We start from the raw sequence: 14,175 nt of genomic DNA, 5'->3' as shown, positions 1-14,175 counted from the left end.
CCTCCTGTTCAGATGTCTTGAATCTGCTATTATTTTATACGGGACAAGGAGTTGCGACAAGCTGACTATAACGCAGTCCATAAGGCTGTTTATCATCAGAGGTGCGTCATTCAGGACATATGTCCTTTCCAAACGGATGAAGTTCATCTTTAATTAGAAATTGACATGAAACAGGAAGCAAGTCGGAAGGAACAAGGAGAGAGATTATGAAAGGGTTGCTGTTTGCTTTTTTGGCAGGGGCTTTTATAACGGTTCAGGGCGTCGCCAATACACGGATCAGTGCAGATATCGGCACATGGCCGGCTGCGGCGCTAACCCAGTTTGTCGGTTTTGTAGCTGCGTTCGTGATCTGGATCATGATCCGTGACGGAAACAGAAGTCAGCTTGCGCAGGTCTCCCCGCTTTATTTAAGCGGCGGTGCGCTGGCCGCGATCATTATTTTTGCGAATGTGACGGCAATACAGAAGGTCGGTGTTACGCTATCGATGGCGGTGGTATTGAATGCGCAGCTGCTGATGACGTTTCTGATTGACAGCTTTGGCTGGTTCGGTGTGAAGCAGAAGCGAATGCGGCTGCCGCAATTTATCGGTATCGGATTGATGATCGCGGGTGTCGTCATATTGAAACTTTAAGTGCAGTGGAATAATGGTTCTTGGGAGCAGCTGATGGATAGGAGAAGGGGGCAGCCATGAAAGAAATCGCGGATCGCAAGCAGTTCCAGCACTATATGGACAAGTACGGATTGGGTGAGGTGTTTACCGAGGCGCTGACCCCTTATTTAAAGCTGTACAGTTGTGACCAGGGAGAGCTGATATGCACGCAAGGCGAACCGGCCACTGCATTGTATGTGCTCGTTAAAGGGAAACTGAAAATCTACAACACCTCCCCGGAGGGACGGACGCTGATCGTCACCTTCCAGAATCCGCTGGAGGTCGTTGGCGACGTTGAATATATCCGGGCTGGTGAGATCATCAACACGGTGGAGGCGGTATCGCCGGTTCATATGATTGGCGTCGAATATCGCTGGCTGCGAAAATATGGAGGCGATCATTCTCCACTGCTGCATTTTCTGCTGGACATCATTACGAATAAGTTCTACACGAAATCAACCTCGATGAGCTTCAATCTGCTATATCCGGTTGAGATCAGACTGGCGAGCTATCTGTTGTCCGTTTCATTTGACGAGGGCGATAGCCAGTTCCGGGGCAGTCTTAGCACGGCCGATCTTGCCGACGCCGCGAATCTGATCGGCACCAGCTACAGGCATCTGAACCGGGTGCTGCGCAAATTCACCGCGCATGGCTGGGTCGAGCGAAGCCGCAGCGGCATCGTGGTGACCGATCGGGACGGCCTTCGCAGGCTGGTCAGCCGGAATATTTATGAATAGAAAAGAGGGACCTTAGATGGTGTTGGGATTATTCTTGGCGCTGATCGCCGGCTCACTGGTCGGCCTGCAAAATGTGTTCAATACGAAAGTGAACAGGCATACGGGGACGTGGACAACGACGACGCTGGTGCTTGGATTGGGCTTTGCTGCTTCATTCATGATCGGAATGTTTGCGGATCGAGAGGGCATGACCGGATTTCTGCCTCATATGCAGACCTGGTTCTGGTTCAGCGGTCTGATCGGTGTCGGGGTCGTTACCTGTATGGTGCAGGGAATGAGGCTGCTCGGACCGACGTTTGCTGTAGCGATCACAATGACCTCACAGCTCGGGCTTGCGCTGCTGTTTGATACGAGGGGATGGCTGGGGCTTCAACAGGTGCCATTCACGCTTCATCAGCTAATCGGCGTTCTGGTGTTTGTGGCCGGCATCTTTGTGTTTAAACTTGGGGGAGCGCGGGAGCGTCTTAAGGAAACGGTCCGCCGTCCTGGAATGGAGTAATCCCCCAGGCCTTGAATGGCCTGGGGGCTTGGTCTTTATTGAATCTGCTCCAGCAGTCCAATCACTTCTTGCTTGGTTTCTGCATGGAGCAACTGGTCGCGGAAGCTGTCATCCATCAGCTTGCGCGAGAGCATCTGCAAAATCTTCAAATGCTCGTTGCCCTTGTTCTCTGCGGGAACGGCAATCATAAAGATCAGCTTGGCTGGCGTGCCATCAGCACTGTTCCAGTCGACCCCTTCACGACTTATGCCGAAGGCGACGCGAGGACTGAGCACGGCATCTGATTTTCCATGCGGAACGGCGACATTCATCCCGATGCCCGTCGAGCTTTCCTGCTCGCGACGCATAATCGCCTCTCGGAACGCTGCGCCGGAGGTCAGCACTTCTTGGGCTTCCAGCTTGCTGATCATTTCATCAATGACTCCATCGCGCGTGGAGGCGGACAAGGAAGTATCAATCAAATCCAGACTGATGATATCGGTCAGCTTGCGAATGGGCCGCTGCTTCTGCTCCGATATCCCGTTGGCCCGAGGGAGTTCCGAGGCTTCGGCTGCTTCTGTGGGGTTGTTGAAATCGTTCGTCTGCACAGGCGTCCCCGAGGCAGGGGAGACCGTGCCTATACTTTCTCCGGCTACGGCCAGCTGCTGCTCAATCTGGTCCTTCTTCAACAGCTTGATCATCAAGGCGGTGACAATCGCACCGACGATGACAGCGACGAAGAACATGAAGACGTTGTCGATGGCGCCAAGAACGGCTACAATCGGGCCGCCGTGAGCCACCCGGTCGCCAACGCCGCCGAGCATCGCGATGACGGATCCGGCCATCGAGCCGACCATAATGCTCGGGATGACACGCAGCGGGTCCTGTGAAGCAAACGGAATCGCGCCTTCGGTAATGCCGAACAGGCCCATCGTGAAGGCAGCCTTGCCGGATTCACGCTCTGTCTCATGGAACTTGCGTTTGAACAGAAAGGTGGCCAGTCCCAGACCAATCGGCGGAACACAGATCGCAACCGCAATCGGCCCCATAATGCCATAATTGCCCTCTGCGATCATGGCGGAACCAAACATGAACGCCACTTTGTTGACAGGACCGCCCATATCGAAGGAGATCATGGCGCCGAGGATGAGGGCCAGCAGAATCGAGCTGGTGCCTTGCATGCCGGACAGCCAATTGGTCAGTGATACGAACACCTGAGCGACCGGTCCGCCCAGCAAATATATGAACGCCAGGCCGACGATCAAGGAAGCCAATACCGGTATAATAATGATAGGCATGATCGGGTGGATAACTTTCGGCACCTTCCAGTTCTTGATCCACAGCGCTACATATCCCGCCAGGAAACCGGCGATAATTCCGCCGATGAAGCCGGCACCAGCCTCACTGCCGTAGAAACTGCCATTGGCCGCGATGTAACCGCCGATGATGCCCGGAGCCAGACCCGGACGGTCGGCGATGCTGAAGGCGATGAAGCCGGCCAGAACAGGCACCATGAACGTAAAGGCTGCAGCGCCCAGCTGTTCGATGGTTTTCCAGAACGAGTCTTCTGGAATTTGCAGCCCGCCGGGTGTCGGCTCGCCGCCAATCGATAATGCGATGGCAATCAACAGTCCGCCGACAACGATAAACGGGATCATGTAGGATACGCCGCTCATCAGGTGGCGATAGAACGAATTTTGCGGTTTTCCGGAAGCGGCAGCCTTCTCGGCTGGCACATCTTCTTCGCTGTGCCCCTGATACACAGGTGCTTCGCCGCGGATCATGGTGTTGATCAGCGCTTCGGGCTGGCGAATTCCTTCCTGCACCCCGGTGACGAGCAGCCTTTTGCCGATGAAGCGGCTCTTATCCACCGTCTTGTCTGCTGCGATGATAATGCCGTCAGCCTCGCGGATATCCTCTTCGGTAAACTGGTTTTCCACACCGATGGAGCCTTGTGTCTCCACCTTTATCGTAATGCCGAGCTTGTCAGCGGCTTTCTGCAGGTTTTCCGCCGCCATATACGTATGTGCAATCCCGTTGGGACATGAGGTAATAGCCAACAGTTTCATTGTTCCATCCTCCTCTTTTTATTGCACTTGTAATCCCTTACCCTCATTATCTTATCGCAAATAATCGAAGAAAATATCTTAATTATTAACCGAAGGCTCTGGAATATACGGATGATTTCCGTGATCAATCTGCTCGTCTAGGCGAAGCACCTGATATCAGGGATTGCTGGATGACAATGTGATGGAACGGTTTAGAGAAATAGGCGAAAAGTAAAAGTATGAGATATCCGCCGATGTGACTGAAACTCCTGAAGGCTGGCTGTATCGGAGTTCGTAACAGGATCAAGAGAAGCCCCCGGCTCCCCGGGGGCTTCTTCTTGTATAAAGGTCACTTTCCGTCGTGTTCGAAACGCTTCAATACAATGGCCGAATTATGTCCGCCAAATCCGAACGAATTGGAAATTCCGATTCGCAAATCCGAATAACGGGCCGTATTCGGGACATAATCGAGGTCGCATTCCGGGTCAGGATGATTCAGATTGATCGTTGGCGGAATAAGTCCTTGCTCCAGCATTTTAACAAGAGCAATCGCCTCGGCTCCGCCGGATGCGCCGAGCATATGCCCGGTCATCGACTTGTTGGCCGTCACCGGGACACGGTAGGCATGATCGCCGAATACCTGCTTGATCGCAGCTGTCTCTGACCGGTCGCCAACGATGGTGCTTGTCGCATGAGCGCTAATGACATCAATATCGGCCGGAGCGAGCCCGGCTTCTGCCAGCGCGGCCTGCATGGCCAGCGCGGCCCCTTGACCGTCTGCCGGGGTAGCCACCATATGGTAGGCATCCGAGCTTGCTCCATAGCCGATGACCTCAGCCAGGATAGGAGCACCGCGCTTCAGCGCATGGGAGAGCGATTCAAGGACCAGGATGCCCGCTCCTTCGGCCATGACGAAGCCGTCCCGATCCCGATCGAATGGACGGCTCGCCTCCGAAGGCGCACAAGCGCGAGTGGAGAGGGCTGTTGCATTCGCGAAGCTGGCGAGCGAAATGTCGGTAAGCGCAGCCTCGGTTCCGCCCGCAATAATCACGTCGGATCGCCCGGCCTGAATGTGAAAAAAAGCTTCGCCGATGGCGGTATTGCCGATGGAGCAGGCGGTTACCGGAGCCAGCGTAGGCCCGCGCGTACCGTAGGTGATGCTGATCAGGGCAGCGGCCATGTTCGGGATCATCATCGGGACGAGTGTAGGGCTGATCCGTTCCGGCCCCCGTGCGGACAAGGTCTCCGTCTGGGAGATGAGCGTCTGTATGCCGCCGATGCCGGACCCAACATATACGCCCATCCGCTCCTTGTTCACCTGGTTCAGGTCCAGTCCGGAACGGGTGACCGCCTCATCGGCTGCAGCCAGCGCAAACTGACAGAAACGGTCCATGCGCCGGGCTTCCTTCGCGCCGAAGCGTTCGTTCGCATCAAATGCGGAGACGGAGCCCGCGATTTTAACTTTATGCCTGGTCGTGTCCAAAGTATCTATAAGTGAAATGCCCGACTCGCCTCTGGACAGTCGGGTCCAGAATGTTTCTACATCGTTGCCGAGCGGTGAAATGATGCCCATGCCGGTAATGACAACTCTTTCCATGAGAACGTCAGCCTCCTTGTTTATCTTCTATATTGGAGAATATAAGGCTATAATGTCACTAGATGTATCCTATTACAAGATACCGTTTATCCTAGTATAAATTATGATAGTTTAGGCTTGGTACTAAATCCAGGTACTAAAGGGAGGTGCGCGCATGGAGTCCCCTACGCGTCGTCATATGTTAATTCGAAGACAGGCATTGTCAGACTTTCTTAAAGGGCAGCGGGCGAAAATCTCGCCAGAAGCAGCCGGGCTCCCTCCCGGTGCGCGGCGGCGAACGCCGGGACTGCGCCGGGAGGAGGTTGCTCAGCTGGCTGGAGTGAGCACCACCTGGTACACCTGGCTGGAGCAAGGCCGTGACATCCAGGTATCGTCATCGGTGCTGGACAATGTAGCCAAGGCGCTGCAGCTCAATGCCGATGAGCGGCGTTATCTGTATTCGCTGGCCATGGACAGCGGGGACAGCGGCGCTGCTTACCCCGTGCGTCAGGGCGAGGTCCAGCTCAGTCCGTCCCTGCAAAAAATTATGAGCGAGCTGAGGCTCTGTCCGGTCATGATTTCGGACCGAATGTGCAATATTGTAGGCTGGAACCGTGCGGCCTCGATAGTGTTCCTCGATTTTGACCAGATCCCGCCGGAAGAGCGGAACATCATTCGGTTGCTGTTCACACGCCGGGAGTTTCGGCGGCTGGCTGTGAACTGGGAGCAGTTTGCCAGCGGTTTTCTGGCAATGTTTCGCACGTATTACGGTCAATATGTGGATGATGAGTGGTATGATCATTTTTTGGAGGAAATGAAGCGGCAGCACCCGGATTTCAAGCAGATGTGGGAACAAAGCCAGGTCAGCTATGCGCCGGAAGTGCATCTGGAATTTCGGCATGCCAAGGCCGGGAAGATGGTGTATGAGCTCACCTCGCTGAAAGTATATGGCGATGCTGACCTGCGCTGCAGCATTTACACCCCTGCGCCGGATACGAATACTGAGGCGAAGTTGCGGCAATTGATGGAGGAAGAATAGCATCAGGGCGGAGAATAGGATTGCGGCTCATTGCGAGAACTTGTGCAAATCCCTCATATAGGGGCAAACAAGCGGCAATGCTATGATTACATTCGAACAAAATCTTCGCATTCTGCGCGCTGTTGAGCCGAATGCGCCTTGAATCAGGCCATCCTTTATATATCAGGGCAAAAGGAGGGGGGCCATGCGGAAGCAGCATGGTTTGCATCACAAATTGGCCTTGTTCCGCCAACAATACCCTGTCAGAACGTTCGTGCACAGTGGCATTCGAATCAGCTACCATATCGGTGGAAGCCATGAACCTGCCTTGATATTGCTGCCTGGCGCGATCGGCAACGGAGAAGCTTTTTTCCTGCATATGCTTGAGCTTGCACAGCGGTATACGGTCATATCATTTTACTATGGGGAAGCCGCCTCGATGGATCAGATTGCAGCCGGAGTATTGGCGGTATTATTGCGGTATCATGGAGCCGCTCATCTGGAAATCAGGCAAGGCGGTCATCTTAGCCTGATCACCGACATGGATTTATATGTGGAGAGGATCATTCGCTTTATGGACGGTGAAGGAACTGTAACCGATGCATAACTCCAGCTTCACCGCTGCAGGCGGTGCGCAGATTCATGTCAGCCGCGAGGAATCGCGGCTTTTTCGCATGCAGTGAAGATGCAGAAGGGATCTTGATCCGCGGAGCAGGGTGCTGTTTGCCGATGAGCTAAGGGATCAAATCGCCGTTTTGGCAAAAAACGCCGGAGGAAGTAGAATGAAGCTAATGAATGAACCGATATGCGGGTCATCAGGAGGTTCAGGATGAGGTGATCGGACTGCAGCAGTGTGTGGAAATGCTCATAATCATCGTAGAAATGCACATATAGGGCTTATTTAGGAACTGATATATTGAGAATAAGCCGGAGGTGGCGAATGAAGTTTCGAAACCCGTTAACCCAAATGAATGTCAAGCAGCAGCTCGTCCTGCTGTTTCTTGTGCTTGTCATTCCGCTGTTCATTCTAAACAGCTATGGCAACAGTACGGCAGGGCAAATATTGAAGCGTCATGTGACCAATGCCTACATCGAGCTGAACCAGCAGAACTTCAAGCTGATCAGCAGGGACATTGAGACGATTAACAAAGTAACTTCCACCGTGGTGCAGAACGAGTTCATACAACAGCTCAGCACGATCGGGGAGGAAGATGTTCTAACCCGGGTCAAACATTATGAGAAAATCGAAGTGATGCTGAATACATACTCTCAGGAATCGGATGAAAGGGAACCGCTGTACTACTCGCTTTACGTGTATGACCCGGATAATGCGTATTTTTTTGCCCCGTATTATCCCGATCCGTTGAAATCGGGTGTATATTTCTTTTCCGATGAGTTGCAAAAGCCGGAATGGTTCGATGAGGCAGTGGCCCGCAAGGGAAAAGGGTACTTGAGGCTCACTGATTATTACTCCCCGTCGGTCCAGGCACCGGAGGAAACGAATGCGCTGCTGTATCTTCGGGCAGTCAACAATATTTATAAAGACGGCACGATCGGCGTACTGGCCGTCTCGAATGTCGAGGCGAAAATCGAGGAATCTTTGAAAACGGTATCATTGCCGGAAGGAGAGCTATATTTTACCGATTGGAACAATTTGATCCTCACATCGAACGTGCCCGGGGAGGAAGGTTATCTTGCGCTGCCGCCGGAGCTGGATCCGGGCAGCTCTGCGATCGGCGTGAAGGATGCGATCACGAAGGATTTCATCTATGTTGCCGATTACAACTACGTGCTTCAGCAGAAGCTCGTGTACAAGGTGCCGGTCAAGGCGCTGCTGCAGCAGCAGGATGAGATGAAGCAGGTCATTCTTCTGATCTCGGTCGCTTATTTTGTGGTTGGGCTGATCATCATTCTGTATTTCTGGCGCTCCCTGATGGCCCCGCTGCAGAAGCTGGTCCATTTCGTGCGCCGCTACGAGCCGGGAAGCATCGTGCCTGAACCCCCAAGCCGAAAGCGCAGCGACGAGGTGAGTGTGCTCATCTCCACCACCTATGATATGGCGCGAAGGCTGAATGATCTGATTCGTGATCAATATTTGATGGAGCTTAAACAGAAGGAGACCCAGCTCGCGCTATTATACCAGCAGATCAACCCGCATTTGCTGTACAACACACTGGAGAGCATTTACTGGAAAAGCGTAATGGAAGGGAACACTGCCTCGGCGGCAATGATCAAGGATCTGTCGAAACTGATGAAAATCAGTCTGAGCCGCGGCCGCGAGCTGATTACGCTGGAGGAGGAGCTTCAGCATGCGACAGCCTATATCAAGCTGCAGCAGAACCGGCATGATTACACCTTCCGCGTGGAGTCGGACATTCCCGCTGCGCTGCTCGATGTGATGATTCCGAAAATTACGCTTCAGCCATTAATAGAGAACGCCATTATCCATGGCATTAAAAATATGGGCGAGGACGGGGAAATCCGGATCAGCGCCGAGGAGAAACAAGGAGCGCTGTATGTTCGCATATCCGACAACGGATTTAAAACGGTGGATTACGAGGCGATTGCCAAGGTGCTGAACGATGAATCGCCGAATCCGTCATCGGGTTATGGCATTCGCAATATTCATCAGCGGCTGCAGCTTCATTATGGCCCGGAATACGGGCTCACGTATGCCAAGCGGCCTGGAGGAGGCACGATGGTGACGGTGAGGCTGCGGGTGATTCGCCAGAGCGATTAAAGGAGGAGACGATAGCGATGTACAACATTTTAGTCGTGGATGATGAGCCGCTCATTTGCAGAGGGCTGGCCGGGCTGCTGCGAGCATCCGGACTTGGCATCGGTCAGATTATGACGGCTGCCAGCGGGGAAGAGGCGCTGGATTATATTCGTATGGAAGATGTCGATCTGCTGATTACCGACATCCAGATGGGCGAGCTATCCGGGATTGAACTGATGCATCAGGCGAAAATGGCAAAGCCTTGGGTGCAGGCGATCATTATCTCCGCCCATGAGACGTTTCAATATGCCCAGATGGCGATCCGGCTCGGCGCCAAAGACTATCTGATCAAGCCGCTGAACAGCGAGCAGTTTCTTGACTCGGTCCGGAGTGTGCTGCTGAAGATGGATAAGCCGCTGCCTCGAACGGAAGAGGTGCTGTCCGCCGGGCATGAGGACTTTCGGATGGAGGAGCCTGGGCCAGCATACAGCGAGCCGCTCAACCAATTGCTGGAGGAGCCTGTGGATCGATTGGATGAGCCTCACCCGAAGACCGCGTATTATGAACATCTGGGCTTGAAAGGCCCGTATTTCTCGGTGATCAAAATCCGCCTAGCTTTAAGCGAAGCGGAGGATGCACGCTATTCGGAGCAGGATGCCCGGCTGCTGCAATATGCGGCCTTGAACATCGTCAAGGAGCTGCTGGATCAGCAATGGCATGCCGATGTCTTCTACGGCCGGAACCGGGACATCCATGTGATCGTCCAGTGGAGCGAGGAGGAATACGCCGAGCTGCAGGCCGGGCGAATTCATCAGCTGGAGATGATCGGCAGAAGCATGCATCACCATATCGTCAAGTATTTAACGCTATCGTGCACGGTCGGCATCAGCCAAATCTTGAAGGGGCTCTCGTTCCTGAACGTATTGAGCCGGCAAGCGGATAAAGCGATGCTGTGGAGCCGGGAGCACAAGGATTACCATGTATTCTATTACGGCGATTTCAGCTGGCATAACTACGAGCGCGACCCGGATGCCGATGAGCTCTCTACCCAGAGCAACCAGATCGTGGAGCAGGTCAAACGCTACATCGATGAGCATTACCATCAAAAGGGGCTTACCATACATGAAGTGGCCAAGCGAAATCATGTCAGCCCGAATTATTTAAGCTATCTGTTCAAGAAAATAACCGGCTCCAACCTGTGGGAATACGTGGTGAAGCTGCGCATGGAAGAGAGCCGGTCGCTGCTCCTTCACACCGATCTGCGCCGGTATGAGATTGCCGAGCGGGTCGGATATGAATCGCCGGAGCATTTCAGCAAAATCTTCAAAAAATATTACGGGGTCAGCCCAAGCGACTTGAAAAAATAAGGGGAGTAAGATCAACCATCATTCTCATAGAACTAGACATGTTCCGCCCTTTCTCTCTTCTCTACAATGATGTTGATTGCATACCAACATGAAATGAGGGAGAACAATGGGGGAGCCAGAAACGGCGCTGCAGCCCGTCTTGCAGAAGCGGTCCGGCAAGCCGAGAGGCCGATTCAGAAAACATCTGTGGGGATATTTGTTTCTGCTGCCGGCGGTCATCATTTTTATTCTGTTTCTATGGGTGCCGATCGCCAAAGGGGCGCTGTACAGCTTCTACAGCATCGACTTTGTGAACGGCAATACGTTTGTGGGTGTCGATAACTATGCGCGCGTATTTCAGGACCCGGACGTGTGGACGGCGGTCAAGAACACGCTTTATTACATGCTGCTCACGGTGATCATCGGCTTCTGGGTGCCGATCGTGGCTTCGATCGCCATCTCCGAGCTGCGCTATTTCCAGGGCTTTGCGCGCATCGCCGCCTATTTGCCTTTCGTTGTGCCGGGCGTCGTGCTGTACGGCATGTGGAGATGGATGTATGATCCGGTCGGTCCGATCAACGGGCTATTGATCACATTTGGCGCGGATCCGGTGTCCTTTATATCCGACAGCCGATGGTCGATGATTGCGATTGTGTTCATGGAGACGTGGCAGCAGTTCGGCTCAGCGATGCTGATCTATCTCGCCGGCGTCTTGAGCATACCGAAGGATTGGTATGAGGCCGCGGAGATTGATGGTGCAGGGGTGTGGAACCGGATCCGGTATATCACGCTTCCTTCGATGCGAACGCTGATTGCATTGATGTTCATTCTCCAGGTCATCAGCACTTCACAGGCCTACCAGTCCCAGCTGGCCTTGCTGGATGGCGGACCGAACAATGCCACGCTGACGTATGCGCTGCTGATTGTGAAATACGCCTTCACACGTCTGGATTACGGAACAGCGACTGCCATGGGCATGCTCATGTTTGCCGTATTAAGCCTGGTCGGGATCATCCAGTACAAGCTGAACAAGGGGGATGATGGAGCTTGAGCAAACCTTATGAACGGGGCATTCTCTCGGATGCCGATCTGCAGAAACCGTGGAACAAGGTTGTCTACGGCTTCATGGTGCTGTGTATTGTTGTCATGATTGTGACGATGCTGTATCCGATCCTGATGACCGCATTTAACGGACTGAAGACGAATCAGGAGGTCAACACCTTTCCGCCGCGGTTTTTGCCGCAGACGTGGAATTGGAGCAACTTCAAGGAAGGCTGGGCCTACATTCAGCTGCCGATGTTTCTGAAAAACACGCTGTATGTATTTGTCGGAAATCTGGTGATGACCATATTTGTGCTCGGGCTTGCGTCTTTCAGCATCTCGCGCCTGAAAGTGCCATTTCACCGCGGGATTTATTTCTTCATTCTGATGACTTTGTTTATCCCGGCTTCCAGCTATATGATTCCGAATTTTGTTAATTTGAAGGATTTGGGGCTGCTGAATACGTTCTGGGCATTCTGGCTGCCAGCGGGGGCGAATGCCTACTTCTTTTTGCTGATGAAAAATTTCTTCGACGGGATTCACCCGGAAATCTTCGAGGCGGCGCGGATCGACGGAGCCTCGGAGATGAACAGCTACATCCGGATCGCCGTACCGCTGTCCATTCCGATCTTCGCTACGCTGGCGATCTTTATATTCTCAAATGCCTGGAATGACTGGTTCTGGCCGTCGCTCGTGCTGCACAGTGAATCGAAATACACGCTCGCCACCGCGATCTATAAATATGTGATCAATGCCCGCAGCATGGACAACAACATCAAGTTCACGATTCTGTTCATGGTGATGGTGCCGCCGATCCTCGTCTTTCTCGTGTTTCAGCGCTTCATTATGCGCAGTGTCAGCCTGGCAGCGGTAAAAGGATAGGTCGAGGTGATCAGGGCAAGGGCGCGCTGAATATCCGGGGAGGCCCGCGTGCAGGCGGGAATTCGGTCATGGAGGCAACATCGTAGGCCTGCACATGAAGGGAATATGATAACACATCGTTCGAAGGAGCGAGCTCTTTTATGATGAGAAAGAAGCAACAACCATTCTGAAGGGAAAAGGGGAGTTTTCATGCGCAAGTATTCAATGCTGCTGCTCAGTTTGATGCTGCTGGCTGCCGTTCTGGCTGCCTGCAGCGGCAATGGAGCGACAGAGGACAATCCAGGCGGGGAAGCGGCAGGCCCGGATGACGGCTCGCAGAGCAAAATTACGATCAAAATCCATTATCCGCTGCCGGATCAGAAGGAGGCCAGGGCACAGGAAGATGACAAAATCAAGCGTTTCACCGAGATGTATCCGAATGTGACGATTGTGAAGGACGACTGGCAGTATAATGTCAACGAAATCGGCATTAAAATGGCTTCGAATGAAGCGCCGACCTTCTACAACACATTTGCAACCGAAGCACAAATGCTGGTGGAGCATGGCTGGGTGGCTGACATCAGCGAGCTGTACAACAGCTGGGAATACAAGGATGAGATGAACTCGCTGCTGCAAAGCCAGTTTATCGTGGACGGCAAGGTGTATGGCATTACGCAAAACGGCTATGTAACCTCAACGGTGATCAACAAAGGCTTGTTAGACGAGAAGCAGATTCCGCTGCCGGACATGGACTGGACGTGGGACGATATGTACAATACCGCCAAGGGCGCAGCAGATCCGAAGAAAGGCATCTCGGGCATTGCTCCGATGGGCAAGGGTAACGAGGCCGGATGGAACTGGACGAACTTCCTGTTTGAGGCCGGCGGGGAAATCCAGGAGATCGAGAATGGCAAATATACGGCCATCTTCAATTCCGAGGCGGGAGTAAAAGCGCTGGACTTCTACAAGAAGCTGCGCTGGGAAGCTAATGCGATTCCGCAGGACTGGGCGCTAGGCTGGAGCGATGCCATCAATGCGTTTCAGCAGGGACGGACCGCGATGGTGATCGCCGGTGCATCGGATATTATCGACTCTGCGCTGAACCAGGGCGGTCTTAAGCCGGAGAATGTCATCGCCTATCCGATGCCGGCCTACGAAAAGGGCGGGAAGCATATCGGCATTCTGGGAGGCAATTACTTGGTTATCAACCCGAATGCAACGAAGGAAGAGCAGGAAATGGCGTTCCGGTACATCACCTTTGATTATTTCACGGATAAAGGGCTGGAGGCGCTGGAGGCGAATATTCAGGAACGGAAGAGCAACGGCAAGTATTATGTCCCGGCACCGCTGAACTATTTCAGCGATGATTCCGAGTATGCCCAGAAGCTGAATGCGATTTACGATAAATACGACAATGTGTATCGTTATGATGAGCGGATGCTGAGCCTGATCGACGGCAAGCCGGAGGCCCAGTACGGAACGCAGGATTACTACGGCGTCATGGCCAACGTAGTGCAGGAATCCTTCTCGAAGGAAGGGACGGATTCCAAGTCCCAGCTGGATGAAGCGGCCAAGACGGTGCAGACGAGATTTTTTGACAAGATTGAAGCGCCATAACGTTGTTAGGATGCAGGAAGCTCCGCGGATCCCAAGGATCTCGCGGAGCTTCTTCCGTTGTACTATCGATGAGGAAATGGAGCG

Annotated in this window: 12 protein-coding genes; 10 read left to right on the top strand and 2 right to left on the bottom strand. The window is 53.2% G+C overall.

The genetic code is table 11. From position 1 onward, the window contains the following. Positions 1-206 precede the first annotated feature (206 nt). From CHH75_RS01180 to CHH75_RS01170, 3 genes are read left to right on the top strand one after another with little or no spacing between them, the layout of a single operon-like run. On the top strand, positions 207-632 hold the full coding sequence (locus tag CHH75_RS01180; protein ID WP_095397233.1) for a DMT family transporter: 426 nt from the start codon (positions 207-209) through the stop codon (positions 630-632). A 56-nt stretch (positions 633-688) separates the two neighbouring features. After that, a complete protein-coding gene (locus CHH75_RS01175) occupies positions 689-1,387 on the top strand; it encodes a Crp/Fnr family transcriptional regulator (RefSeq protein WP_095265195.1) in 699 nt (232 codons plus the stop codon). Between the two features lie 16 nt (positions 1,388-1,403). Next, on the top strand, positions 1,404-1,886 hold the full coding sequence (locus tag CHH75_RS01170) for a DMT family transporter (RefSeq protein WP_095265194.1): 483 nt from the start codon (positions 1,404-1,406) through the stop codon (positions 1,884-1,886). Between the two features lie 35 nt (positions 1,887-1,921). On the opposite strand, the gene CHH75_RS01165 is transcribed toward CHH75_RS01170, so the two are convergent. Beyond that, on the bottom strand, positions 1,922-3,934 hold the full coding sequence (locus tag CHH75_RS01165; RefSeq protein WP_095265193.1) for a PTS fructose transporter subunit IIABC: 2,013 nt from the start codon (positions 3,932-3,934) through the stop codon (positions 1,922-1,924). A 328-nt stretch (positions 3,935-4,262) separates the two neighbouring features. Beyond that, positions 4,263-5,510, bottom strand: a complete 1,248-nt coding sequence (gene fabF, locus CHH75_RS01160; protein ID WP_095265192.1) for a beta-ketoacyl-ACP synthase II — start codon at positions 5,508-5,510, stop codon at positions 4,263-4,265. A 154-nt stretch (positions 5,511-5,664) separates the two neighbouring features. Here fabF and CHH75_RS01155 point away from each other — a divergent pair, with 154 nt between their 5' ends. The 7 genes from CHH75_RS01155 to CHH75_RS01125 all read left to right on the top strand — a co-directional run bounded on the left by CHH75_RS01155 (position 5,665) and on the right by CHH75_RS01125 (position 14,091). After that, complete coding sequence (locus CHH75_RS01155) at positions 5,665-6,528, top strand: helix-turn-helix transcriptional regulator (protein WP_176475420.1); 864 nt, start codon at positions 5,665-5,667, stop codon at positions 6,526-6,528. A gap of 184 nt (positions 6,529-6,712) precedes the next feature. Next, the gene (locus CHH75_RS01150; RefSeq protein WP_095397232.1) at positions 6,713-7,114 is read left to right on the top strand and encodes an alpha/beta fold hydrolase; all 402 of its coding nucleotides are present in this window, start codon (positions 6,713-6,715) and stop codon (positions 7,112-7,114) included. A gap of 333 nt (positions 7,115-7,447) precedes the next feature. After that, complete coding sequence (locus tag CHH75_RS01145) at positions 7,448-9,247, top strand: sensor histidine kinase (RefSeq protein ID WP_255222929.1); 1,800 nt, start codon at positions 7,448-7,450, stop codon at positions 9,245-9,247. Between the two features lie 17 nt (positions 9,248-9,264). Then, positions 9,265-10,593, top strand: a complete 1,329-nt coding sequence (locus tag CHH75_RS01140) for a response regulator transcription factor (protein WP_095265190.1) — start codon at positions 9,265-9,267, stop codon at positions 10,591-10,593. Between the two features lie 106 nt (positions 10,594-10,699). Further along, positions 10,700-11,623, top strand: coding sequence for a carbohydrate ABC transporter permease (locus CHH75_RS01135; protein WP_095265189.1), 924 nt, complete (start codon positions 10,700-10,702; stop codon positions 11,621-11,623). Further along, a complete protein-coding gene (locus CHH75_RS01130) occupies positions 11,620-12,495 on the top strand; it encodes a carbohydrate ABC transporter permease (protein ID WP_095265188.1) in 876 nt (291 codons plus the stop codon). The genes CHH75_RS01135 and CHH75_RS01130 overlap by 4 nt, the downstream gene beginning before the upstream one ends. 189 nt (positions 12,496-12,684) lie before the next feature. Next, positions 12,685-14,091: an ABC transporter substrate-binding protein gene (locus CHH75_RS01125; RefSeq protein ID WP_095265187.1), complete on the top strand. Its 1,407-nt coding sequence runs from the start codon at positions 12,685-12,687 to the stop codon at positions 14,089-14,091. Positions 14,092-14,175: the final 84 nt, after the last annotated feature.

It is taken from the genome of Paenibacillus sp. 7541 (assembly GCF_002276395.1).
Taxonomy (GTDB): Bacteria; Bacillota; Bacilli; order Paenibacillales; family Paenibacillaceae; genus Paenibacillus_AQ; species Paenibacillus_AQ campinasensis.
This window is presented reverse-complemented; position numbering and strand designations above follow the sequence as displayed.

Bases quoted from the DNA above. Each gene is read 5' to 3' on its own strand.
- CHH75_RS01180 (WP_095397233.1), top strand. From the start codon at position 207: ATGAAAGGGTTGCTGTTTGCTTTTTTGGCAGGGGCTTTTATAACGGTT.
- CHH75_RS01175 (WP_095265195.1), top strand. From the start codon at position 689: ATGAAAGAAATCGCGGATCGCAAGCAGTTCCAGCACTATATGGACAAG.
- CHH75_RS01170 (WP_095265194.1), top strand. From the start codon at position 1,404: ATGGTGTTGGGATTATTCTTGGCGCTGATCGCCGGCTCACTGGTCGGC.
- CHH75_RS01165 (WP_095265193.1), bottom strand. From the start codon at position 3,934: ATGAAACTGTTGGCTATTACCTCATGTCCCAACGGGATTGCACATACG.
- fabF (WP_095265192.1), bottom strand. From the start codon at position 5,510: ATGGAAAGAGTTGTCATTACCGGCATGGGCATCATTTCACCGCTCGGC.
- CHH75_RS01155 (WP_176475420.1), top strand. From the start codon at position 5,665: ATGGAGTCCCCTACGCGTCGTCATATGTTAATTCGAAGACAGGCATTG.
- CHH75_RS01150 (WP_095397232.1), top strand. From the start codon at position 6,713: ATGCGGAAGCAGCATGGTTTGCATCACAAATTGGCCTTGTTCCGCCAA.
- CHH75_RS01145 (WP_255222929.1), top strand. From the start codon at position 7,448: ATGAAGTTTCGAAACCCGTTAACCCAAATGAATGTCAAGCAGCAGCTC.
- CHH75_RS01140 (WP_095265190.1), top strand. From the start codon at position 9,265: ATGTACAACATTTTAGTCGTGGATGATGAGCCGCTCATTTGCAGAGGG.
- CHH75_RS01135 (WP_095265189.1), top strand. From the start codon at position 10,700: ATGGGGGAGCCAGAAACGGCGCTGCAGCCCGTCTTGCAGAAGCGGTCC.
- CHH75_RS01125 (WP_095265187.1), top strand. From the start codon at position 12,685: ATGCGCAAGTATTCAATGCTGCTGCTCAGTTTGATGCTGCTGGCTGCC.